This window comes from Gordonia araii NBRC 100433 (assembly GCF_000241265.1).
In the GTDB taxonomy this organism is placed as follows: Bacteria; Actinomycetota; Actinomycetes; order Mycobacteriales; family Mycobacteriaceae; genus Gordonia; species Gordonia araii.
This window is the reverse complement of record NZ_BAEE01000056.1, coordinates 93,685-115,696: the sequence shown is the minus strand read 5'-3', so window position 1 is coordinate 115,696 and position 22,012 is coordinate 93,685. Positions and strand designations below refer to the sequence as shown.

Annotated in this window: 20 protein-coding genes, 1 pseudogene and 1 riboswitch; of the genes and pseudogenes, 12 read left to right on the top strand and 9 right to left on the bottom strand. The window is 69.8% G+C overall.

The features are described from left to right. Positions 1-104: 104 nt before the first annotated feature. Together serC and sepH are read left to right on the top strand one after the other, a co-directional pair. Positions 105-1,241 (top strand): phosphoserine transaminase, encoded by a 1,137-nt coding sequence (gene serC / locus GOARA_RS11005; RefSeq protein ID WP_007322446.1) that lies wholly within the window; start codon positions 105-107, stop codon positions 1,239-1,241. Positions 1,242-1,320: 79 nt separating this feature from the next. Next, a complete protein-coding gene (sepH, locus tag GOARA_RS11000) occupies positions 1,321-2,178 on the top strand; it encodes a septation protein SepH (RefSeq protein ID WP_007322445.1) in 858 nt (285 codons plus the stop codon). A gap of 16 nt (positions 2,179-2,194) precedes the next feature. Here sepH and GOARA_RS10995 read toward each other — a convergent pair whose 3' ends face one another. Further along, the gene (locus tag GOARA_RS10995; RefSeq protein ID WP_170265507.1) at positions 2,195-3,616 is read right to left on the bottom strand and encodes a lipase family protein; all 1,422 of its coding nucleotides are present in this window, start codon (positions 3,614-3,616) and stop codon (positions 2,195-2,197) included. A gap of 188 nt (positions 3,617-3,804) precedes the next feature. Here GOARA_RS10995 and GOARA_RS20845 point away from each other — a divergent pair. Further along, positions 3,805-4,461: pseudogene (locus tag GOARA_RS20845) on the top strand (DUF222 domain-containing protein); the annotation flags it as partial. 73 nt (positions 4,462-4,534) lie between these two features. Further along, positions 4,535-5,413, top strand: a complete 879-nt coding sequence (locus GOARA_RS20585) for an HNH endonuclease signature motif containing protein (protein ID WP_083834850.1) — start codon at positions 4,535-4,537, stop codon at positions 5,411-5,413. A 40-nt stretch (positions 5,414-5,453) separates the two neighbouring features. On the opposite strand, the gene GOARA_RS10985 is transcribed toward GOARA_RS20585, so the two are convergent. Beyond that, the gene (locus tag GOARA_RS10985; protein WP_007322441.1) at positions 5,454-6,317 is read right to left on the bottom strand and encodes a TrmH family RNA methyltransferase; all 864 of its coding nucleotides are present in this window, start codon (positions 6,315-6,317) and stop codon (positions 5,454-5,456) included. Between the two features lie 50 nt (positions 6,318-6,367). Between GOARA_RS10985 and GOARA_RS10980 the strand changes: the two genes are divergently transcribed. After that, on the top strand, positions 6,368-7,609 hold the full coding sequence (locus GOARA_RS10980; RefSeq protein ID WP_040522851.1) for a GNAT family N-acetyltransferase: 1,242 nt from the start codon (positions 6,368-6,370) through the stop codon (positions 7,607-7,609). A gap of 70 nt (positions 7,610-7,679) precedes the next feature. Here GOARA_RS10980 and GOARA_RS10975 read toward each other — a convergent pair whose 3' ends face one another. Further along, a complete protein-coding gene (locus GOARA_RS10975; RefSeq protein WP_007322439.1) occupies positions 7,680-9,137 on the bottom strand; it encodes an NCS2 family permease in 1,458 nt (485 codons plus the stop codon). 22 nt (positions 9,138-9,159) lie between these two features. Here GOARA_RS10975 and GOARA_RS10970 point away from each other — a divergent pair, with 22 nt between their 5' ends. After that, on the top strand, positions 9,160-9,405 hold the full coding sequence (locus GOARA_RS10970) for a DUF2530 domain-containing protein (RefSeq protein ID WP_007322438.1): 246 nt from the start codon (positions 9,160-9,162) through the stop codon (positions 9,403-9,405). A 6-nt stretch (positions 9,406-9,411) separates the two neighbouring features. Here the strand turns inward: GOARA_RS10970 and GOARA_RS10965 are convergent, their stop codons facing one another. From GOARA_RS10965 to GOARA_RS10950, 4 genes are all read right to left on the bottom strand, one after another. Next, on the bottom strand, positions 9,412-10,053 hold the full coding sequence (locus tag GOARA_RS10965) for a lipase family protein (protein WP_040522760.1): 642 nt from the start codon (positions 10,051-10,053) through the stop codon (positions 9,412-9,414). Positions 10,054-10,342: 289 nt separating this feature from the next. Then, the gene (locus GOARA_RS10960) at positions 10,343-10,918 is read right to left on the bottom strand and encodes a phosphatase PAP2 family protein (RefSeq protein WP_138947655.1); all 576 of its coding nucleotides are present in this window, start codon (positions 10,916-10,918) and stop codon (positions 10,343-10,345) included. Between the two features lie 5 nt (positions 10,919-10,923). Further along, entirely contained in the window at positions 10,924-13,671 is a 2,748-nt protein-coding gene (locus GOARA_RS10955) for a sacsin N-terminal ATP-binding-like domain-containing protein (RefSeq protein WP_007322434.1), read from the bottom strand. Positions 13,672-13,675: 4 nt separating this feature from the next. Beyond that, positions 13,676-14,404, bottom strand: a complete 729-nt coding sequence (locus tag GOARA_RS10950) for a DUF3027 domain-containing protein (RefSeq protein WP_007322433.1) — start codon at positions 14,402-14,404, stop codon at positions 13,676-13,678. 75 nt (positions 14,405-14,479) lie between these two features. On the opposite strand from GOARA_RS10950, the gene GOARA_RS10945 reads away from it, so the two are divergent. Together GOARA_RS10945 and GOARA_RS10940 are read left to right on the top strand one after the other, a co-directional pair. Next, positions 14,480-16,282: an MFS transporter gene (locus GOARA_RS10945; protein WP_007322432.1), complete on the top strand. Its 1,803-nt coding sequence runs from the start codon at positions 14,480-14,482 to the stop codon at positions 16,280-16,282. Then, a complete protein-coding gene (locus GOARA_RS10940) occupies positions 16,279-16,902 on the top strand; it encodes a DUF2771 family protein (RefSeq protein ID WP_007322431.1) in 624 nt (207 codons plus the stop codon). The genes GOARA_RS10945 and GOARA_RS10940 overlap by 4 nt, the downstream gene beginning before the upstream one ends. Here GOARA_RS10940 and GOARA_RS10935 read toward each other — a convergent pair whose 3' ends face one another. Further along, the gene (locus GOARA_RS10935) at positions 16,903-17,319 is read right to left on the bottom strand and encodes a cold-shock protein (RefSeq protein ID WP_040522848.1); all 417 of its coding nucleotides are present in this window, start codon (positions 17,317-17,319) and stop codon (positions 16,903-16,905) included. It lies immediately after the preceding gene. A gap of 141 nt (positions 17,320-17,460) precedes the next feature. On the opposite strand from GOARA_RS10935, the gene GOARA_RS10930 reads away from it, so the two are divergent. The 3 genes from GOARA_RS10930 (at position 17,461) to GOARA_RS10920 (ending at position 19,299) form a co-directional block, all read left to right on the top strand. Beyond that, positions 17,461-17,682, top strand: coding sequence for a hypothetical protein (locus GOARA_RS10930; protein ID WP_040522758.1), 222 nt, complete (start codon positions 17,461-17,463; stop codon positions 17,680-17,682). Further along, positions 17,679-18,227, top strand: a complete 549-nt coding sequence (locus GOARA_RS10925; protein WP_007322428.1) for a flavin reductase family protein — start codon at positions 17,679-17,681, stop codon at positions 18,225-18,227. Before GOARA_RS10930 ends, GOARA_RS10925 begins: the two co-directional genes overlap by 4 nt. A 231-nt stretch (positions 18,228-18,458) precedes the next feature. Continuing rightward, positions 18,459-18,653, top strand: a riboswitch (cyclic di-AMP (ydaO/yuaA leader). 7 nt (positions 18,654-18,660) lie between these two features. Beyond that, the gene (locus GOARA_RS10920; protein WP_007322427.1) at positions 18,661-19,299 is read left to right on the top strand and encodes a transglycosylase family protein; all 639 of its coding nucleotides are present in this window, start codon (positions 18,661-18,663) and stop codon (positions 19,297-19,299) included. 79 nt (positions 19,300-19,378) lie between these two features. Here the strand turns inward: GOARA_RS10920 and GOARA_RS10915 are convergent, their stop codons facing one another. Then, positions 19,379-19,606: a hypothetical protein gene (locus GOARA_RS10915; protein WP_007322426.1), complete on the bottom strand. Its 228-nt coding sequence runs from the start codon at positions 19,604-19,606 to the stop codon at positions 19,379-19,381. 73 nt (positions 19,607-19,679) lie between these two features. Here GOARA_RS10915 and GOARA_RS10910 point away from each other — a divergent pair, with 73 nt between their 5' ends. Further along, entirely contained in the window at positions 19,680-21,995 is a 2,316-nt protein-coding gene (locus GOARA_RS10910) for a helicase-associated domain-containing protein (RefSeq protein WP_007322425.1), read from the top strand. The last annotated feature ends 17 nt before the right edge of the window (positions 21,996-22,012 follow it).

Here is a 22,012-nt window from a genome sequence, read left to right as displayed (position 1 = left end):
TTCAGCTCATTAAACGCTTGTTTAGTCCGTGATTCAAGAGGTCGGACGCTCGGCACAGGATGCGCCGACACCGCGTCGGACGGCGCGCATTAGGATTGGCGGTCATGACCGACACCGCGCAGATCACCATCCCCGCCGACCTGCTCCCGGGCGACGGCCGCTTCGGCTGCGGACCGTCCAAGGTGCGCCCGGAGCAGCTCCAGTCCCTGGTCGACACCGGCGCGTCGGTGTTCGGCACCAGCCACCGCCAGGCCCCGGTCAAGAACGTCGTCGGATCGATCCGCGACGGTCTGCGCCAGCTGTTCTCGCTGCCCGACGGATACGAAGTCATCCTGTCCAACGGCGGCACGACGGCCTTCTGGGACGCCGCCGCCTTCGGCCTGGTCCGCAAGCAGACACTGAACCTGACCTACGGCGAGTTCTCGTCGAAGTTCGCGGCCGTCACCAAGAAGGCGCCGTGGCTCGACGATCCTAAGTTGATCTCCACCGATCCGGGCACCGCGCCCGACCCCGCCGCCATCACCGCCGACGAGGCCGCCGGCGTCGACGTGATCGGCTGGGCGCACAACGAGACCTCGACCGGCGTCGCCGTTCCGGTGTTGCGCCCGGAAGCCGCCGGTGACGCGCTGGTCGCCATCGACGCCACCTCCGGCGCGGGCGGGCTGCCCGTCGACGTGTCGACGACCGACGTCTACTACTTCGCTCCGCAGAAGTGCTTCGCCTCCGACGGCGGCCTCTGGGTCGCGCTGATGAGCCCCGCCGCGCTGGAACGCGTCGCCGAGATCGCCGCGACCGACCGCTACATCCCGGAATTCCTGTCGCTGGCGACCGCCGTGGACAACAGCGGGAAGAACCAGACCTACAACACCCCGGCCGTCGGATCGCTGCTGCTGTTCGCGAACCAGATCGAGTGGATGAACTCCAACGGCGGTCTGGACTGGTGCGTCTCGCGGACCGCGGACTCCAGCTCGCGGCTCTACTCGTGGGCCGAGAAGACCGCCTACACAACGCCGTTCGCCGACGAGGCCCACCGCAGCCAGGTCGTCGGGACCATCGACTTCGACGACTCCGTCGATGCCGCAGCCGTTGCCAAGGCGCTGCGCGCCAACGGCGTCGTCGACACCGAGCCGTACCGCAAGCTGGGCCGCAACCAGCTGCGCATCGGCATGTTCCCCGCCATCGATCCCGACGACGTCTCGGCGCTCATCGCCTGCATCGAGTACGTGGTCGAACGCCTCTAACCTGCGTGTCCGCCACCTGTGTGCCGCGGAATTGCACTAACCTGAGGCACAAGCAGACAGCGACGAGGAGGAGCAGCAGATGCGGGAGCTGCGCGTCACCAGCGTCGACGCTGACGCCAGCTATGTGATCTGCGTCGACTCGGAGACCGGGGAGAAGTTCCGCGTTCCCGCCGACGACCGCCTGCGCGCCGCGGCGCGCGGAGACGTCACCCGCCTCGGCCAGATCCAGATCGAGATGGAATCGGCACTGCGCCCGCGCGAGATCCAGGCGCGTATCCGGGCCGGAGCGACCGTCGAGGAAGTCGCAGCCGCCGCCGGAACGACCGCCGAACGGGTCCAGCGCTTCGCCCACCCGGTCCTCCTCGAACGCGGGCGGGCGGCGGAACTCATTCGCGCCAGCCACCCGATGCGCGAGGACGGCCCGGCATTGGCCACGCTCGACGAGGTCGTCACCGCCGCGCTGCGCGCCCGCGGTCTCAACCCGGCCGTCGCCACCTGGGACGCCTGGAAGGGCGATGACGGAAACTGGGTCGGTCAGTGCGCGTGGACCGTCGGCCACACCGAGAATCACGCCCATTGGCGCTACGCGCCGGGCTCGCAGGGCGGCACCGCCGAACCGCTGGACAATGCGGCCGACGACTTGGTGCATCCCGAATCAGGGGCGCGCCACCAGCTCCAGCCGGTCGCCGACCCCGCCGAGTCGGTGACGGTGAACGCCGACGAGATCATCGGCGCCCAACGGGCCAGCGGCGACGAGCCGACCCCGGTCACCAAGCATGCCCGCAAGCGTCCAGCAGCCGAGCCGGCCGCTGAGCCTCCCGCACCGGAACAGCCGGCCGCGGAGCAGCCCGCGAAACGCGGCCGCAAGCAGCGCAAGCCCGAAGTGCCCGGCTGGGAAGAAGTCCTGCTCGGCGTGCGCGGCAATCACCCGCAGTAGCGGCTCACGCCCCTCGTCACCGCGTTCCGCGCGGGCGTAGTTCTCTCGGACACTCGTTTCGCGCCGGTTGTCCCTGCAACCTCGCGTCGAGCCACATCACCGCTTCCGGGTAGCCGACGACCGCCGCGAGCCCGTGCTCGCCGAAGACTTCGCGGTAGGCGGCGTTGGCACCGAGGCGGCACTGGCTGCGGTACAGGTTGCGCGCGCCCGCCGCCGGGATCCACCACTCGTAGGTTCCGTTGTAGATGTAGAGCGGCACCTGGGCCTTCTTGTCGGCCATCTTGGTGACGCGGTAGATCTTGTACGCGACCGGCGAGTGGAACGGGTCGGGGTCGTTGGAGAACACCTGCATCGGCATGAAGGTCTGCCCGGCCATCCCCGCCGGGATCACGCACACGTTCTTCAGCGGAGACGTCGCGAACCATTGCGCCGCATGGTTGGCCATCGTCAGGATCTCCGGGCGTTCACGTGCGATGCCGAGCGTCGCGGCGTGGAAGAGACCGGTCGCCAGGTTGGCGTTCATCGAACCGACCAGGATCTGGAAGTCCGCCGGCACCCCGCCGAGGGCGGCACCGACCATGCGCGGTGCCAGTTCGGGTGCGTAGGAGCCGATCAGCTTGGCCGCACCGTTGGTCGCGATGGCACCGCCGGAGTATCCGGTCATCGCGATCCGGCTCTTCCCGAACTTCGTCGTGTTCAGGTTCGCCGCCGCGCGCAGCGAGTCGAGAATGATGTGCCCGGCGACGACCGGCTCGGCATAGGACTGTCGCGGGCCCTGGTGATCGGGGACGATCACCGTGTAGCCCCGGGCGAGTGCGAGCTGGGTCGTGGGCGGGAAGAAGTCGGTGAACCCGGTCGCGATGCTCATCCCGTGGGCCAGCGTCATCCCCGCGGTACAGGCGGCGCCGAGCGAGTCGATCGGCAGGTTGTTGACGAGGATCGGCCGCTGCCCCTTGCCACGCCACTCATCACGCGGCACCAGGATCGTTGCGGTCCCGAACGACGGGCGACCGACGGCGTCGCGCGTCGCGAACTTCACCTGCGTCGCCCGTGAGATCGGAGCGGTGACAAGCAGTCCGGCCGGCCAGGTGACATCCCGTCGAGCCAACAGCTCGCCGGGTTTGCGCTTGGCCAGATCGGGTGCCCAGCGGTCGAAGAACGGGTCGCCGGTCGGATCGGGCAGCACCGCTTCCCGCAGCTCCTGCATGCGATGGGAGAACCCCGGAGTCTTCGCCCGCTGCGGAATACGCTTGAGCCGGGGGAACGGAGGCGGCGGAATCACCCCGTTGACCGCTTCCGGAACCTCCTTCGGCACCGGCCCCATGTTGAACGGCTCGTTCGGCATCGGCTTGGCGATCACCGACGCTCCCGTGCCGAGCACGGCGACCAGGGCTAGAGCGGACACGCCCGCCGACAGCAGCCTTCGACGCAATCTCATTTCGTTCCCCCCGTCCCCGTGAGGGACATGCGTTAGCGCGCTCCCCACCGTTCGAACATCGTCGCGGACGTTACCAAGACGTGATCCACTTCACAGCGTTTTCACATTGTTGGCGTGCCGGCGACGCAGATCAAACCTGATTCACAATATGTGTTGCATTCGTATGTATATTCGAATAGACTCGGTTCATGAGCCCCCTCACCAGCACCGATGCCCTCGCCGGCGACGCTGCGGGCGCGGGTGGCCCCAACGACGCTGCTGCGCATTGGGCCGACATCAGCGCGGCGATGGCCGCGTTCGCCGCCCAGGGAGCAAGCGGGGACGTAACAGCGACACTGGTCGGGGCGGGCGCGTGTGCGCGCGCCGAATCCTTCATCGCCTGGCTGCGCTACGCGCGCAGCGCGGAGTTGTTCGACGCTGTACTCCAGGCAAAGCTCGACGACGGCGACGACGAGTTGGATTTGTTCGACGCCCACACCCAAACCGCGGCCCGGTTGGCGATGAGCATGGCCATCTCCCAGAGCTGGGCCGAGAATCTGCTGAGCCAAGGACTGGCACTGCGGGACCGGCTGCCGAAGGTGGCCGAGTGCTTGCGCGACGGCCTGATCACGCCCGCCCAAGCGCGGCAGATCATCAGCCGCACCGAGTTGGTCGACGGCACCGACCACGCCGCCCCGGTCGACGCGGCGATCGCCGTCGCGCTACGCGCCAAGCCCGGATCCTGGACCGTCAACGGCATCCGCAACCTGGCGGACCGTGTGGTGTTCCGCCACCACCCGGACGCGGTCCGCGAGGCCCGCGAACGCAGCCTCGCCAACCGCACGACCTGGGTCACTCCCGCCCCGAGCGGCATGGCCACCGTCGGCGCCTCGATGACCGCCGAGAACGCCCGACTAGCCCACCGCCGCCGTCACCGCGCTGGCCGCCACCGCCTGCGAGCACGACACCCGCAGCGTCACCGCCCGCAACAGCGATGCCTTCTACAGCCTGCTCGCCGGGGAAGCCTTCACCTGCGACTGCGGGCACGAGGACTGCGCCGCCGAGATTCCCGTTGCCGGACAGCTCGCCTCCGACGCCAACGGCCGCATCGTCGTCCACGTGGTGTGCGACGAATCCACCGCAGCCGGCAACAGCGAGCACCCCGGGTTCCTGGCCGACCACGGCATCATCAGCCCAAACCACGTCCGCGACATCATCGACCGCCCCGACAGTCTCGTCCGGCCGCTCGCCCCGCAGGCGGCTGATCCGACTCCGGTCTCGCTACCGCAGTACCAACCGTCCGACCCGTACCGACCATCGGCGGCACTGGACACCTTCGTGCGGATCCGCGACGGGTACTGCACCGCGCCCGGCTGTGACCGGCCGGCGTTCACCGCCGAAGTCGACCACGTCGTCGAATACGATCATCACGATCCCGAGGCCGGCGGGCCGACCCACCCGGATTGGCTCAACGCGAAGTGCAAATTCCATCACCTGCTCAAGACTTTCGGCGACTGGACCGACGACCAGCACATCGACACCGACGGCCACACCCGCACGACCTGGATCACGCCCGAGCGCATCGCCATCGCCGGAGCCGCCGAGAACAATCAGGACGTGTTCCCCGGCCTTGGCCGCTATCGCTGGCACGCACCGGAGGTGCTCGGCACCGCAGTCGACTCACGATCCGAGTCGACCGCCCCAAGCCCCGTCGCGTCAAGACCCGCACCCAGCGCAAGCACGAACGCCGCCGAGCCGAACGCGCCCGCAACCGGAGAATGCGCGAGCACCTCGACGCCATCCGTCGGGCGCGCGTAGCCGGTGAACCGCCGCCCCTGCAGCCCGGCGACCCGCCCTATTAGGAGCGGCGTGCCAGCTCGTAGAAGGCGATCGCCGCAGCGGTGGCGACGTTGAGTGAGTCGGTCCCCCGACTCATCGGAATACGCGCGCGCACGTGGCTGGCCCGCATGGCGGCCGCGGTGAGTCCCGGGCCCTCCGCGCCGACGAGGAAGGCGACCTTCTCGACACCGTCGACGGCCTCCGACAACAGCGGCACTGCCGGATCGGGAGTCAGCGAAACAGTGCGAAACCCGTTGTCCCCCAACAGGTCGAGCTCCCGCGGCCACTCCGGCATCTTGGCGAACGGCACGAGCAACGCGTGTCCCATCGACACGCGGACGCATCGGCGATACAGCGGGTCGGCGCATCCGGTCCCGAACAGCACCGCGTCGACGCCTAACCCGGCGGCATTGCGGAAGATCGAGCCGATGTTCTCGTGGTCGTTGACGCCCTCCAGAACGGCGACGACCGAGGCGCCGCCGATGGCCTGTTCGACGGTCAGCTCGGCCGGACGCCGCGCCACCCCGAGGACTCCACGATTCAGATGGAATCCGACGATCTCCGCCATCACCTCCGCGCTGGCGCGAAAGAAGGGAACCGCGGCCGAGTCGTCGGTGGGCGGCAACGTCGACGACATCTCGCCCAACCGTCGATCCACTCCCAGAAACGCGTGCGGGGCAAAGCGGGAGGCGACCACCATACGCTGCACCACCAACACCCCCTCGGCGATCACCAAACCCTTACCGACCCGGCCACCGGGCAGCACCGGCAGGTCGGGCCGCCGGTCGACGGAGTTGAGGTCGCGAAAATCGTCGACGCGATCATCGTCGGGATCGTCGATGTCGACGATGCGCACCGGCAGTGTGGAAGCAGACACCACCACACGGTAGCGCCTGCCTCCATGACCACTTCGGACTCGATACGGTGGTCGGCATGGCTACCGATTCCGCACTGCAGTTCCGCGCCGCCGGCGACGACGACTGGGCCGACATGTTCGCCGCCGACTCCCGTGCCTTCGGTGTCACCGCCCCGGTCGACGAAGAGCAGCGAACCAACGAGCGGGCGCGAATAGCCAACGCGGACACCGTGATCGCGCGTGACACGGAGCTACCGGGCGAGCCCCTCGTCGGACAGGCGATGTACTACCGGCTGACGATGTCGGTGCCCGGCGGGAATCGAATCGACTTCCCCGGTCTGACCTGGGTGTCGGTGGCGCCCACCCATCGCCGGCGCGGCATACTGCGCGAACTGCTGACGCGGCTGCGCACCAAATGGGACGACGAAGGCCACGCCCTTGCCGCACTGTGGGCGTCGGAGGGCACCATCTACGAGCGCTTCGGCTTCGGACCGGCGATCTTCGCCGAGGACGTGCGCATCGACGAACGCCTGTCCCTCCGCGCTCCGGCACCGGCGCGGTCGCAGGTGCGCTTCGCCACCGCCGAGCAGTTCGCGCAGGCCGCCCCGGCGATCTACGACCGGTGGGCCGACGTCCACCCGGGCGTGATGCTGCGCGACGCGCTGTGGTGGGAAGACCTGTTCCTCGACGACCGCCCGACGGCACGGCCGTTCACGACCGGCGAGCGGCAGTACCTGCTGCACGCCGACGGCTATGCGACCTACCGCCTCGACTCCGCGCACATGGGCGCGGACGACCTGCCCGACGCGCATATCGAGGAGGTCGTCGCGGTCACCGACGAGGCGCACACCGAGCTGTGGCGGGTGCTCGCCGCGCTCGACCTGGTGGCGACGACGACCGCGACGCTGCCCGTCGGCGATCCGCTGCCGTTCAAGGTGACCGACCTGCGCGGAGTGAAGGTGACCTCTCGATACGACACGCTGTGGGTGGCCATCCTCGACGTCGAGGCCGCACTCACGGCGCGCACGTACGCGGCTGACCTGGACGCGACGCTGGTCGTCGACGATCGAGTCGGCGACGCCGGCGGCCGCTACCACCTGCGCATCGTCGACGGCGTAGCGGCGCTCACGCGCGGTGACGGCGGGACCGGCGAGATCGCCTGCGACATCACCGCACTCGGAAGCCTCTACTTCGGCGGCGTCGATGCTCGGACACTCGCGGCGGCCGGCCGCTTGTCGGCGAGTTCGCCGGAACTGCTGACCGCCTTCGCCGACGTGTGGCGCACGGCGAAGCACCCGGCGACGGGCATCGATTTCTGAGGTCGGTCCAGCATGACTTCGCCGGTCCAGCATCGATCGGTGCGGGATGGGCGAAACCGTGACGGATGGACTAGGTGAGCAGTTCCTGCAGCGGTGACCGCGCGAAATAAACGACGAACACAGCGGCCACCGCCCACAGGATCGGATGGATCTCGCGCACCTTGCCCCGGGCGACGGCCAGCACCACCCAGGTGATGAAGCCGAGTCCGATCCCGTTGGCGATCGAGTAGGTGAACGGCATGGCGACGATGGTGAGGAAGGCCGGCAGCGCGTAGTCGAACCGGGTGAAATCGATCGTGCGGATCTGCCCGATCATCAGCGCGCCGACGACGACGAGCGCCGGTGCGACCGCCTCCAGCGGGACCACCTGGTAGAGCGGCGTGAAGAACATGGCCGCGAGGAACAGGGCGCCGGTGACGATGTTGGCCAGGCCCGTACGCGCGCCCTCGGCGATGCCCGAGGCCGACTCGACGAAGACCGTGTTCGACGACGCCGACCCCAATCCGCCCGCGATGGCGCCGGTGCCCTCCACCGCCAGCGCCTTCCCGATGCCCGGCAGGGTGCCGTTCTCGTCGGCGAGCCCGGCCTCCTTGCCCAGGCCGGTCATCGTCCCCATGGCGTCGAAGAAGTTGGACAGCACGATGGTGAACAGCAGGATCGTCGCACCGATCGCCGGTGCGGCGATCACGTTCGACGCGGTGCCGTGTTCGGTGAACGCCCCGAACAGATCGACGTTGCCGAGCAGGGACAGGTCAGGAAGCCCGCCGATCGACTCGGGCAGTTTCGGGGTGTTGAGCGCCCAGGTCGCCGGATCGACCACCGCCTCGATGACGATCGCCAGCACGGTCGTGATGACGATCCCGATCAGCAGGCCGCCGGCCACCTTCCGCACGGTGAGCACGCCCATGATCAGCAACCCGACCGCGAATACGAGCACCGGATAGGTCGAGATGGAGCCCGAATCCCCGAGTTGCACCGGCACATTCGTGTGCGCGGCGTCGGGGACCCGCTGCACGAACCCGGCGTTGACGAAACCGATGAACGCGATGAAGGCGCCAATGCCCGCGGTGATGGCGGCCTTCAGCTCGGCGGGCACCGCGTTGAAGACGGCGGTGCGAAAGCCGGTGACCGCCAGCACGACGATGATCACGCCGTTGAGGACCACCAGGCCCATCGCCTGCGGCCAGGTCACCTGCGTGGTGACGCTCACCGCGAGGAGGCTGTTGATCCCGAGCCCGGCGGCGAAGGCGAAGGGGTAGTTGGCGACGACGCCGAACACGATGCACATGACGCCCGCGACCAGCGCCGTGACCGCGGCGACGGCGGTCATCGGCAGCACGTTCCCGTGAATGTCGGCGTTGAGCGGGTTGCCCGGGGTGCCGCCCAGAATGATCGGGTTGAGCACCACGATGTAGGCCATCGTGAAGAAGGTGACGACGCCGCCGCGGCACTCGCGCAGCACCGTCGAACCGCGCTCGGTCACGCCGAAGAACCGATCGACCCGGGAGACTTCCGTCGGCGCACTCACGTGAAGAAGTTAACCTGTTCCCATGACTGACGCTCGCCAGGTCCCCGAACTACCGGCGCTGCTGCGCGAACCGGCTCCGGTGATCATCGTCGGCATGCTCGCCTGGTTGACGGCGACGATCGTCGTCTGGGTGTCCGGCACCGGAGGACTCACCCTCTCCGTCTGCCTGTGGGGCCTTGGCGTCGGCGTCCTCGGCACGCTGATCGTCGGCTCGCAGCTGGCCGCGGTCCGGCGCGGGTCGAAGACCGCGCAGGAGGGCCTGGAGTAGCGTCCGCTAGCGGTAGTACTTGACGAACTGCGGCGGCATCACGCTGCCGGCCGGGAGTCGCACCCCCGGCGGGGTCCGCAGCGGCTTCACCTTCATCGCGGGCGACGACGGCGTCATGCACGTCATCCGCGCCGCCCCGGTCCTCAGCAGGCCGTCGATCAGCGACTGCGTCGACGGCGCGATGTTGAGCGTCGTATGCACGATCGGATCGTTGGGGCACAGGTCCTGCGTCACGATGTTGCGGTAGCGGCCCGGCCCGGTCATCAGGTTGATCCAGAACGGCGCCGACTCTTCCTCGCGCAGCGTGGTGATGTTGTAGTAGGTGATCCCGGGCAGTGCCTGGCGGGGGCGTTCAGAGCGGTGATCTCGGCGCCGCCCATGGCCTGCTCGCGGCACGCGGGTGTCGGATTCATCGTCCGGTACTGCGGCGGCAGGTACTGGAGGCGGTCGGTGGGCGGGCATTTCCTGCCGCAGCCACTGCGCCTGATACGGGGAGCCGAGGATCATCCCGGACAGGATGACCGCCTTGCGCACGAGTTTCGCGCCGCCGTGGTCCTTGAGCCAGTAGCGGCCCACGATCCCGGTCTGAGAGATGGTGACGACGTCGAACCGCTTGTGCCGGTGCGTTGGGAGAGCGCCCGCGCCCATCGGCCGAGCTTGGCCGCGTTGCCCTTGATCCGGACGAACGGGTTGTTGCGCGGATCTTTCGGATCGCTGGTCTGGAAGGTGTAGACCTCGTAGCCGCGAGCCTTCATGGGGGCGACGAAGGCCTGCGACAGCGCGTCGTTCTCGATCGCACTCGCGACGTAGATGATCGGGAGCCGCTTGACCGGCGCTGCCTCACTCGAGGCGGGTGCCAATACGCCCAACATCGCTGCCGTCAGGGCGAGCACCACGACACGGGGACGAATCATGCGGACAATTGGACCACACGAAGTTAGGCAACGGTAACTCGGCTGCGCGGCATGCCGATGCGCGCGATCGCCGCGACGATCGCGATCCATATCGCGCCCAGCGTCCAGCCGACGACGACGTCCGTCATCCAGTGGACGCCGAGATAGATGCGGCTCAGTCCGATGGCGATGGAGAGGATCGGCGCGACGAGCAGCACGTCGGGATGGTCGCGGATCCACGACGACGCACGGAACAGGCCGACGGCGATCAGGCCGAACACGATGGCGCTCATCATGGCGTGACCCGACGGCATCGACTGGAAGGCGGCGTGCGCCAGCCGGTCCTCGACGGGCGGTCGGTCACGATCGATCGAACTCTTGAGAGTCGCCATGAGCCAGTAGGCCGTCGCCGAACCGAGCAGCACCATCGCGGCGCTGCGCCACTGGCGGTACGCCGCGAACAGCAGCGACGCGATGATCACAACGGCCGTCAGCGTCCCCGTCGAGCCGATCCAGCTGAAGACGTGCGAGACCGACGTCCAGAAACCGGTCCGGTTGTCGACGACGAAGTCGAGTACCTCGGCATCGGCGGGCAAAGCCGTCAACAATCCGTTACTCATAGGTCTTACGGTAGCCGGGACAGGTGCGTGGTCGGACCATCCCGCCACCACGGCACGCGGTGGCGCCCGTCGACCGTTTCGACGACGAGCTCGTCGTGGACGACCACGGTCCCGCACGGCAGCGCGATGCCCTGCGCACCGGCGAAGCGGATCGCGACGGGTTCGGCGTCCCACGTCGTCGCGCGGCCCTCGCTCACCACCCGGGCGGCCAGGGCTTCGGAGGCGAGCGGAAGATCGAGGAGCCCGGCGAGTCGCCGCGCCGCGTCCGGCGACACCGGCAGTCCGGGCACGACCGCACGCCCCGGCACGACGACGGCCAGAAAATGCGGCTCGTCGACGACGACGGCATCCTCGGCGACCGAGCCGTCGAGCGTCCTGGCCCGCGGATCCTCGCCGAACAGGTCGACGACGTCGTCCTCGTCGGCCTCGCCACGGGCGATCGCGGCGGCCACCTCGCCGTAGGCGCGGACCGCGGCCCCGGGCGCCACCGTGCGCTCGGGATCGCCGAGGTTCTCCACGACCAGGGCCGCCGCGACGGCGTCGCGCACGGTGTCGGACATCAGCACCCCGGTCAGCGCCGCGGCCGCCGGATGGTCCAGCGCGTCCACGATCCCGTCGAACGACTCGGCGTCGGGGCTGCGGTAGGAACCGAGACGCCGACCGTCGACCCGGGCGTGCCGCCGCAGCCACCAGGCGGTGTAGCCGTCGCGATCGGCCAGCATCGGAGCGGTCGTCTCGTCCTCGGCCAGCAGGGTGAGCGCGTGGCGCCACCGGTCCTCGGGCACCAAGTCCAGGTCGCGGACCGCCCGCATCACCGGCGGCGGTTCAGCCAGATCCGCCCACCAGCGCTGTTCGTCGTCGAGGTCGTGATCCGGGCCGGTCGGCCATTCCTCCGCGACCGTGAGAAAGCCCCACCCGACACCTGCGCGCCGCAGGGCCGACGCGCCGTGCCGCCCGACCGTGCTGTCGGCCACGAAGGCGAATGGTGCTTCGTCGCCGAGGACGCCGGCCAGTGGCGAGTCGGTCATCAGCAGTTCGTCGACGTGGACGAGTTCGCCGTCGTGATCGGCCAGGAGCAGTTCGGCGGAGGCCTCGGGCGCAAGTGCCGCGTCCGGATCGGCGGCCAGCAGGGCGAGCACCGCGTCGGCGAGGTCGCGGACTTCGGTGTCGTCGCCGTGTTCGGCGGCATCGGCGAGCGCCGCGACCAGCGCGGGCTCGGCCAGCAGCTCGGCCGGCCCGACCGGTCGGGCACCGAGACGTTCCAACAGCGGGTGAACGGCCTCCGGCGCAACGGTCGGCGCCCACGGCGCCGCCACCCCGGCGGTGGTGAACACCAATCCGCGCGCCCCGAGGTTGACCCGACCGTCGCCGCGGGGCACCGGCAGGGCACCGAGTTCCTGCGCGTCCTCGCTCGTCACGACCGACGGAGCGAGTGCCTCGTACAGGGTCGCCCACCAGGATGCGGGACGGGTGACACCGGCGAGCGCCTCGGCGATCTCGGCGAGCCCGATCACCCTGGCCCCGACGGCGACCAGGACGGCGCGCTCGGCCGGACCGGAGACCGACGGGTGGGCAAGATCGGCAAGGACCGGGCCGAGACACGCGGCGAGTTCGTCGGACAGGTCGGCGACGACGAGCACCCGCCCGGCCACCAGGTCATCGTCGCCATGGGCGGGCGGCACCCAGGCGTGTTCGCGCAACTGTTCGGCGATCGCCTCGAGCAATCTGGCGTCGGCGGGGTTGCGGCCCAGAGCCCGCGGCACGAATCCGGGACGCCGCTTCGGCGCAACCGCGCGCACGAGTTCGAGGTATCCGGGCGCGAGAACGCCCACGTCGACGCCCGGCATCAGGTGGCGGCGATCGGGGGTGACCGGCAACGCGGCGATGACCCGCGCGCGGACCGAGAGTTCGATGTCGGTGGGAGTAGGGGTCCGCAGCAATTCGACGGGCGCCTGCGCGGTACCCGCGGACCCGGACTCGTCGGCGCACCACCGCACGTCCCCGGTCACCACCGCACGCCACACGCGATCGGCACCGGGGACGGCGTCGGGCGGTTCGAAACGAACGAGGCCGTCGTCGCGCACCGCGGTCACCCTCGCACCGTCGACCGTGACCTCGCCGAGCGCGGGCAGTTCCAGCAGTCGATCGCAGACCTGATCGGCGATGCCGGCCAACAGCGCGTCGACATCGACGCCGGCGCGGGGAAAGACGACGATTTCGGTGTCGAACCCCTCGGCCGGTCCGGTGTCACCGGGCCAGGCCAGGCGCAGCAAGGGTGCGTCCTCCCCCGTCAGCGCCGCGTCGAGCCCCGCCGCCGTGATCTCCTCGGCGGTCCGCGCGCGATCGAAGATCAGTGTCGCCGTGCTCGAGCGCACCTCGACGCGCTGCGCGACCGGCACGACGGCGGCGAACCCGACACCGAACCGCCCCACCGTCCGCGCATCGGGGTCTTTCGGCGAAACGCGCAACGCGAGCAGCGAGGCCGCGCCGGCAGCAGAAAGCGGGGAGCCGGTGTTGGCGATGTGCAGAGCCCCCGAGTCATCGCGCCACACGCGCAGCCGACCCGTGATTCCGGCGTCGGTCGCGGCGTCGGCCGCGTTCGCGGCGAGTTCGGTGAACAGGCGGTCGCGGTACCCGACGGCCGCCAGATCGGTTTCGGAGCGAGCGTCCTCGATGAGCCGCGTCGGCGATCCGCGCCACGAGTCCAGTACCGCCGCGCGCAGGCGATCGACGTCGAACGGTGCGTCGGGCATCGGGTCAGTCCGCCGAAGCGAACACCTCGAGGATCCCATCGTCGAACGGGTCGAACGCCGGTGTGGAGACGGGTGGCTTCGGTGCGACGTCGGAGTGGGCGCCGCAGCCGTACTCGACCGACACCACGTGACCGTCGGCGGAGTACTCGTTGGCGCAGACCCCGAAGGTGAATCGCAGCGCGCCGGCCAGCGGAAGGAAGAAGCCGCATGCTTCGCACTTGTGCTTGGCCGCTTCGGCCATCGGCGAGCCGGGGCCGTACTCGCCGTCATACCACCGTTGCGCCGCGTCGGCGCGGCCCTCCGGGCTCAGCAACCGCTTGCGGCCGAGGCCGAGTTCGCCGTCGACGGCGGCGGCGTCGCCGTTGTCGATCTGGTTGGGAACGAGGCGCGGATCGTCGGGCTCGGCGGCCAGCAGATCGCCCGGCGCCAGGTCTCCGGCGGCGACGCGCTCGGACCACGGCACCCACGCGGGCGCGAGCAGCGCCCCGTCGCCGGGCAGCAGGACGACCTCGCTGACGGTCACGTCGTCGCTGCCGGGTGCGACCGCGACGACGACGCACCAGCGCCATCCGCGGTATCCGGGAAGATCGGCGGCGAAGTAGTGCGCGGCTGAGTTGTCGTCCTCGACGACGGCCTCGATGTGGTCACCGGGGGCACCGCCGTCGGCGACGACGGCACCACGGGCCAGGTCAACGGCATCACGGAGCAAGTCGATTTGGGCTGTAAGACTCACGTATCCAGTGTGCCTCACCGCCGCTGGGCGTGGCACGCCAACCCCGCGTCGGGTCGATAGGGAACAATTGGTCCCGTGAGTCCAGGCAAACATCCGCGGTCGAATCGCGCCCACCCGGGAGCGAACCGCTACCCGGTACCCGGCGCGCCCGACCCGAGCGGGCCGCCGGACGTCGAAACCGCCTACCTGTCTCACGAGCGGGCCACCCAGAACCCCCATCTGCCGCCGCTCGGTGCGACCCCGCAGCCGGCCCCGACCGCCTCCGCACCCGACCCGGCGCCGACGGCGAAGACCAACCTCGCGCGGCGCGCCGCTCGGCGCGGCAAACATCTGACCAACCGCGGCATCGACACGATCGCGCGCGCCGCCACCGCGGACGGTGCCGATCGCTCCGGGCTGACCGCCCTCACCATCCCGGTCGTCGCCAACGCCGCCGTCGACGCCGCGATGGCCATCGCGCTGGCCAACACCTTGTTCTTCGCGGCCGCCAGCGGCGAGGACAAGGCCGGCGTCGGCCTCTACCTGCTGCTGACGATCGCGCCGTTCGCCGTCATCGCACCGCTCATCGGGCCGCTGCTCGACCGGCTGCAGCACGGGCGGCGGATGGCGATGGCCGCCACCTTCATCGCGCGTGCCGTCCTGGCGATCCTGATCGTCACCAACTACGAATGGGACGCCGCGGCGCAGCAGCTCAAGTACGACCCGTGGATCCTGTACCCGTCGGCGCTGGGCATGCTGGTCATGGGCAAGTCCTTCGGGGTGCTGAAATCCGCGGTCACTCCGCGCGTCGTGCCGCCGAGCATCGACCTGGTCCGCGTCAACTCCCGGCTGACCACCTTCGCGCTGCTCGGCGGCACCATAGTCGGCGGCGCGGTGGCCGCGGCCCTCGAGATGCTCCTCGGCAAGTTCCTGCCCCTGCACCTGCCCGGCGCCATGCTCTGGCTGGTCCTCGTGGCCGCGTACGGCGCGTTCACCTGCATGAAGATCCCGTCGTGGGTTGAGGTCACGGCCGGCGAGATCCCGACGACGCTGACCTATCGGGACCAGCCCAAACCGGACATCACCGCCCGCGAGCGCGCCCGCCGCGCCGGCCGGGTGATCTCCGAGACGATCCGCCAGCCACTCGGGCGAAAGGTCGTCACCGGCCTGTGGGGCAACGGGACCATCCGAATCCTCACCGGCTTCCTCACCCTGTTCACCGCGTTCTACGCGCGCGAGCACTACCAGGGCGACGCGTTCATGCAGATGGCGATGCTAGGCGTGGTGGGCGGCGCGGCCGGCGTCGGCAACGTCCTGGGCAATGCCGTCGGCACCCGGCTGAGACTGTCCAATCCCCCGGCGATCATCGCCTGGGTGCTGGCGGTGTGCGCCGCGGCGACGGTCGTGACGGCGGTCCTCCCGTCGCTGCCGACGGTGGCGGTCACCGCGTTCCTCGCCTCGGCCGGATCGGCGATCGGAAAGGTCTGCCTCGATTCGGTCATTCAGTCCGACCTGCCCGAACCGTCGCGCGCGTCGGCGTTCGGCCGATCGGAAACCGTGCTGCAGCTCGGGTGGGTCTTCGGTGCGAGCATCGGCGTGCTGATCGCGGCGACCTCCATGCGCATCGCCTTCGGCGTCATCGCCGGGCTACTCGCCTTCGGCCTGGTGCAGACCTTCCTGACCAGCCGGGGACGCACGGTGATCCCGGGCATGGGCGGTGGCCACCGGCCCGACGTTGCTCCGCCGACACTGCCCACCGAAGTCATCGTCGCGCCTCCGCGGGCACCGGAACAGCCGACCGCCCCGATTCCCCGCACCCGTCAGCCCCGGCGGCCGCAACCGCCCGGACCCACCAGCGCGCCCACGCGGGCGTTCCCGACCCGCCCGGGAGATCAGTGAACCTGTCCGCCTCGGAGAAAAAGTTCCTCGCCCTGCTCGGCGTCGCCGTGCTCGTGTTCTCGACGGTCGTCGTCGGTGCCGGGGCGTTCTGGGCGTCGCGCACCGATGTCGACCACCGGCCGTACGCGACGATCTCGGTCGGCTCGACCTATACCCAGGCCTACCCGACGGTGCTGTGCGACCGGCAACTCGCCGGGTGCGACGGCGACTTCCGCAAGAACTACCCCGACCGCCACACGCGGTTCCCGGTGCCGATTGGCCAGACGATGCGGGTCCGCCTCTCCCCCGACGTCGCCGACGACCCGTGGGCGATCGTCGCGCAGTACCTGACCCCGACCGGATCCGAACTGGTTCTCAAAACCTTCCGGCCGTTCACCGGGAACGAGTCGGTCTACCTCGCGTCGACGCGCGAGCGCGTCCTGATCAACGTTGAGATCAGCCTGCCCGCCGGTCTGTTGGCCGGCGATTCCGACGATCAGCTGGTCCGGCGCGGCTACTTCGCCATCAACACGACGCCGACCGACCAGAAAGACCTGATCGACGCCTACGAGAAGGCCGCGACGGGCAAAGAGCCGAAGCAGCGGATGGTCGACGACGTCGAGGAGTTCGCGAAACGCTGATCAGTGATGGTCGAGTTCGCGGGCGACCGCGCGCACGACCTCGGAGATCCGCTGGGCGGTCTTGCGGTCGGGGTACCGCCCCTGGCGCAGGGCCGGTTGCACCTTGCCCTCGAGCAGGGTGATGAGGTCGGCGACCATTCCGTGAAGTTCGTCGGGGCTGTGGCGCTTGGTCTCCTCGCGCGCGGCCTCCCGCGTGTTCTTCGCGACGCTGGGCGCGGGGTCGAGGACGGTGACGCTCAACGCCTGCGGTCCGCGGCGGCCGGCGGCCATCCCGAACTCCACGCGCTGGCCCGGCTTGAGCGTCTCGACGCCCTCTGGCAACGCCGAAGAACGGACGTAGACGTCCTCGCCCTCGGGTTGCGAAAGGAACCCGAAACCCTTCTCCGGGTCGTACCACTTCACTTTGCCGGTCGGCACCGCGCTCACCTTTACCTTCTACTACCGCACCCGACGACGTCGTTGTCGCCGGTGCGCCATGAAAAAACGCCCTGCCCAATCTGTACGAGCAAGACGCAGCCTCGAATCCCATGATAACGCCTGTGGACTAGCGTGGGCAGTATGGGCACCGGTACGGGCAGCGGATCGTCGAACACGCTCTTGAAGATCGGCGTCGGCCTGTTCTTTCTCGGACTGGTCGCGGTGATCGCGCTCTACGCCGTGCCCGCCGTCTGGTCCGGGCACACCGCACCGGTGGCCGTCTACGTGCTCGCGATGTGCACGCCGTTGGGCCTGATCATCGCGATCGCCGCCGCCGTGTGGTCGGGGCGCACTCCACGATGAGCGTGGCACAGCCTCCGCCGCTGGAACCGGCCGAATCACCGGACGCGTTACGCCGGGCCTTCAGCTGCTTTCCGTCCGGCGTGGTGGCCGTGTGCGCGCACGAAGCGGGAACGAACTTCGTCGGCATGGCCGCCAGTTCCTTCTCGACCGTCTCCATCGACCCACCGCTGGTGTCGGTGTGCGTGCAGAACAGCTCGACGACCTGGCCGCGGTTGCGCACCCGCGCCACCGTCGGGGTCAGCGTCTTCGCGCACGACCAGTCCGAACTGTGCCGTCAGCTGGCCGGCCCGGCACCGAGCCGATTCGCCGGGGTCGACCTGCTCGGCACCGACGACGGCGCGCTGTTCGTCGACGGCGCGGCGGCGCACCTCGCCTGCGACCTGCACGCCGAGTACCCGGCGGGGGATCACACGGTGGTCCTCCTGCGCATCAGGTCGTTGGCCGCCAACCCGCAGGTCGATCCCCTGGTGTTCCATGCCAGCACCTTCCGAGCGCTGCGGATCGATCCGTCCGGTCCTGGGTCGGTGATCGGCACCACGTCGTGAATGTGACCTTCATCACATCACGAATTGGTCACGAGAAGGACACGAACCGGGATTCACCGCCTGAACAGGGCGAATGCCGAACTGGCACCGCCGAACCACTTTTCGCCCCGTTTTACTCTTGCGCCGGTTCAAATAGGACGCACGCCGAACAGCCCGTAACCTTTTCGGAGGTTCCTCATCCGAGGAGCCGCAGCAGTACCGACGCAGCCGGTCGCGCCGAGCCTCGTTCCACCGACCGCGTCGTCCGAACTAGACATTTCAGGAACGAGGACGGGGGACCCATCTCCCGTGAGACCGGTTTCCGGCGGGCCCAGCGCCCAACGGATTCCTTGGGGTGTAGCCGTGGCGGTACTCGTACCGGCGCGGCCGGGCAACCTCTCGCTCGAACCCGACAGCTGACTTCGTAGGCGCGTGGAGAGAGGAAAAATCACCTATGTCCGGACGTCATCGCAAGCAGACGAGTTCGTCGACTTCCAAGACCATCGCCAAGGTCGCCCTCACCTCCGCCGTCATCGGCGGCGGCGCGGCACTGGCTTCCGCCGGCACCGCCAACGCTGCCACCGACGCCGAGTGGGAGCGTGTCGCTGCCTGTGAGTCGGGCGGCAACTGGGCCATCAACACCGGCAACGGCTACCACGGCGGCCTGCAGTTCGCCCCGGGTACCTGGGCGGCTCATGGCGGCACCAAGTACGCCCCCACCGCCGACAAGGCCACCAAGGAGCAGCAGATCGCCATCGCCGAGCGCGTCCTGGCCACCCAGGGCAAGGGCGCTTGGCCGACCTGCGGCACGGTCCTTTCCGGCCCGACCCCGCGCGATCCCGCCAAGGCTCCCGAGGCCAAGAAGAAGGACAAGAACGTCCCCGCCTCGCTGAAGACGGCCCCCAAGCCCAAGGACAGCGCCGAGGTTCGCGATCAGGTCGACAGCGTCGTGAAGGCCCGCCAGAAGCAGGGCAAGATCGACCCGACGGTCGCCAACGTCTGGGAGGCCGCCAAGGCCAGCGGCTACCAGCTGGATCAGGGCCAGGTTGACTTCTACAACCAGCACAAGGGCCAGATCCCGTTCGCCAACTAAGGCGAGCAACGGCATACGCCACAACAACGGCGCCCCGCACAATCTCTGTGCGGGGCGCCGTTGTTCGTTCTTGAGCGTCTTACGTGTTGATGACGGTCAACGGGTTCGTGTACAGCAGGTCGTCCTGCGGAAGCGGCAGTTCGGTGGAACCGAACGGCGACAGGGCACCGGCCAGATCGGCGGCGAACTCGGAGACGGCGTGCTCGCCGTCGGGGAAGGGCCAGCCGTTGTCCACGGTGCGCCAGCGGCCCTTCTTCACGGCCTGCTCGATCTGCTCGACTTCTTCGACGATTTCGTTCTCGCTCACGCCGCTCATTCTGCCATGCCCCCCCGTCCCGCCGGAGTCCGGCGCACCAACCCGGGACATTAGACTTGCGAAGGTGAGTTCCACCGACCAGCCGAGCGGATTGGCGCACGCGCTGGCCCAACGCTCCGACGACGAACTGGTGGAACTGCTGCGCGCCCGCCCCGATCTGGCGTCGCCGCCGCCGAACGGCATCGGCGTTCTCGCGCAGCGCGCGATGTCCGCCGGTTCGATGAACGTCGCGGGCGAGGAACTCGATCTGCTGCACACGGCGATCATCGAAGCGCTCCTGCACGCGTCCACCGGCGAGCACGGCCGTCGCGCCCGACGCGGGGTCAAGGATTCCGCGATCCGCGCGGCGCTGCGCGATAGGGCCGAGCCCGCCGAGATCGACGCGCACCTGCAAACGCTGATCGACCGGGCGGTGGTGTGGCGCGAAGCCGACGGCCTGCACCTCGCCGGACACACGCCGGCCGCGCTGCCGTGGCGGGCGATGCACATCGTCACCGACGCCGGCCGCCGCACCCCCGAACAGTGGCGCCAGGCGCTCGACGCGATCGACGAGGGGCCGCGCGACGTGCTGACCGCCCTGGCGACCGGCCCGAGCGTCGGCGTCACCCGCGACGCAGGCCCGGACGCCGACCCGGCCCGGCCGGTCCCGATCCTGCTCGCCAACGGACTGATCTCCCACGTCGAGGATCAACTCGTCGAGATCGAGCCGACGGTCGCCCAGCTGATCCGCGGCGAGCCGCTGCTGCGCGTCGACGACCTGCGTCCCCCTCCCCTCGTCGACGATGCGGCGGGCACCCCGCTGCCCGGCGGCACGAAGGCGCTTTCGGCGACCGCCGCCGGTGCGGCGGTGGAGCTGCTCAGGGAGACCGGCGACGTGCTCGCGAGCCTCGGCGCGTCTCCGACGCCCGAGCTGAGCGCCGGTGGCATCGGGATTCGCGAGCTGCGGCGCATCGCCAAGGAGACCGGCCTCACGCCGTCGCGGATCGGCCTGATCGTCGAGCTGTGCGCGCGCCGTCACCTGATCGACGTCGGGCAGCCCGATCCGGAGCCGCCGCGCTACAACGGCGAGCCAGCCTGGGCCCCGACGCTCGCGGCCGACGGGTGGAGCCACCAGTCGCGGGCGCGGCAGTGGGCCACGCTGGTCACGGCATGGTTGGCGCTGGACCGCCGGACCTGGCTGATCGGCGAACGCGACGCCGACGGCGCGGTCGTCGGCGCCCTCGTGCCCGGCGTCCCCGACCAGGTCGCGCGACGCGAACGGCGGATGGTGCTCGCTACGCTGGCCGATGCCGAACCGGGCACCGCTCCCGGAGTCGACGCCCTCGTCTCGGCGCTGCTGTGGCGCCGTCCGCGGATGCGCCGCAGACTCACGCGCCATGCCGTCTCGGAAACCTTGCGCGAGGCCACCGAAGTCGGTCTGGTGGCCCACGGCGCCCTCACCGAGATCGGGCGGCTCGTGCTCGACGACCCGGACGACGACGAGTTGGTGGCCGCGATGGACGCGGCGCTGCCCGAGCCGGTGGACCATTTCCTCGCCCAAGCGGACCTGACCCTGATGGTGCCAGGACCGATGACTCCGGAACTCGCCGCCGAGGTGGCACTGGTCGCCGACCTGGAGTCGGCCGGCGCGGCGTCGGTGTACCGCGTCACCGAGGACAGCGTGCGCCGCGCGCTGGACGCCGGCCGGACCGGTGCCGAACTGAACGCGTTGTTCGCCAACCACTCGTCCACCCCCGTACCGCAGTCGCTGACCTATCTGATCGACGATGTCGCGCGCAGGCACGGCACGCTGCGCGTCGGCGTCGCGTCCTCGTTCGTCCGGTGCGACGACCCGGCGACCATGGCAGCGGTGTTGCGCAGCAAGACCGCCGACGCGCTGGCGTTGCGCCCCTTGGCCCCGACGGTGCTCGTGTCCCCCGCACCGGTGCGCGACGTGCTCGACGCCCTGCGGGAAGCCGGGTTCACGCCCGCGGCAGAAGATTCCTCGGGTGCGCTCGTCGACCTGCGTTCGGCGGGCAGCCGCGTGGTGACGCGCCACCGTCAACCGGCGCCCCGCCGGCCGGCGGCGTCGGCGACGCAGCTCGCCTCGGTGGTCACCCGGATGCGCACCGCTGACGCGGCGGCCGGGCAGGCGAGCCGTCGCGGTGAGACCGTGCGGGCCAGCGGCGGCGGTGAGTCGGTGTCGGCGTTGATCACCCTGGCCATGCGCACGGGCCGACGACTGCGCGTCGACTACGTCGACTCGCACGGCAAGGCCAGCCGCCACGTCGTGAAGGTCCAGCTTCTGCGCGCGGGCCGGCTGATCGCGGCCGAGGTCCCGTCGGGCGACGAGGTGCAATTGTCCATGCACCGGATCACCACGGTCGAACTCCTCGACTGATCGTGGACAATGGTCAG

Bases quoted from the DNA above. Each gene is read 5' to 3' on its own strand.
- serC (WP_007322446.1), top strand. From the start codon at position 105: ATGACCGACACCGCGCAGATCACCATCCCCGCCGACCTGCTCCCGGGC.
- sepH (WP_007322445.1), top strand. From the start codon at position 1,321: ATGCGGGAGCTGCGCGTCACCAGCGTCGACGCTGACGCCAGCTATGTG.
- GOARA_RS10995 (WP_170265507.1), bottom strand. From the start codon at position 3,616: ATGAGATTGCGTCGAAGGCTGCTGTCGGCGGGCGTGTCCGCTCTAGCC.
- GOARA_RS10980 (WP_040522851.1), top strand. From the start codon at position 6,368: ATGGCTACCGATTCCGCACTGCAGTTCCGCGCCGCCGGCGACGACGAC.
- GOARA_RS10970 (WP_007322438.1), top strand. From the start codon at position 9,160: ATGACTGACGCTCGCCAGGTCCCCGAACTACCGGCGCTGCTGCGCGAA.
- GOARA_RS10965 (WP_040522760.1), bottom strand. From the start codon at position 10,053: ATGGGCGCGGGCGCTCTCCCAACGCACCGGCACAAGCGGTTCGACGTC.
- GOARA_RS10960 (WP_138947655.1), bottom strand. From the start codon at position 10,918: ATGAGTAACGGATTGTTGACGGCTTTGCCCGCCGATGCCGAGGTACTC.
- GOARA_RS10955 (WP_007322434.1), bottom strand. From the start codon at position 13,671: ATGCCCGACGCACCGTTCGACGTCGATCGCCTGCGCGCGGCGGTACTG.
- GOARA_RS10930 (WP_040522758.1), top strand. From the start codon at position 17,461: ATGGGCACCGGTACGGGCAGCGGATCGTCGAACACGCTCTTGAAGATC.
- GOARA_RS10925 (WP_007322428.1), top strand. From the start codon at position 17,679: ATGAGCGTGGCACAGCCTCCGCCGCTGGAACCGGCCGAATCACCGGAC.
- GOARA_RS10920 (WP_007322427.1), top strand. From the start codon at position 18,661: ATGTCCGGACGTCATCGCAAGCAGACGAGTTCGTCGACTTCCAAGACC.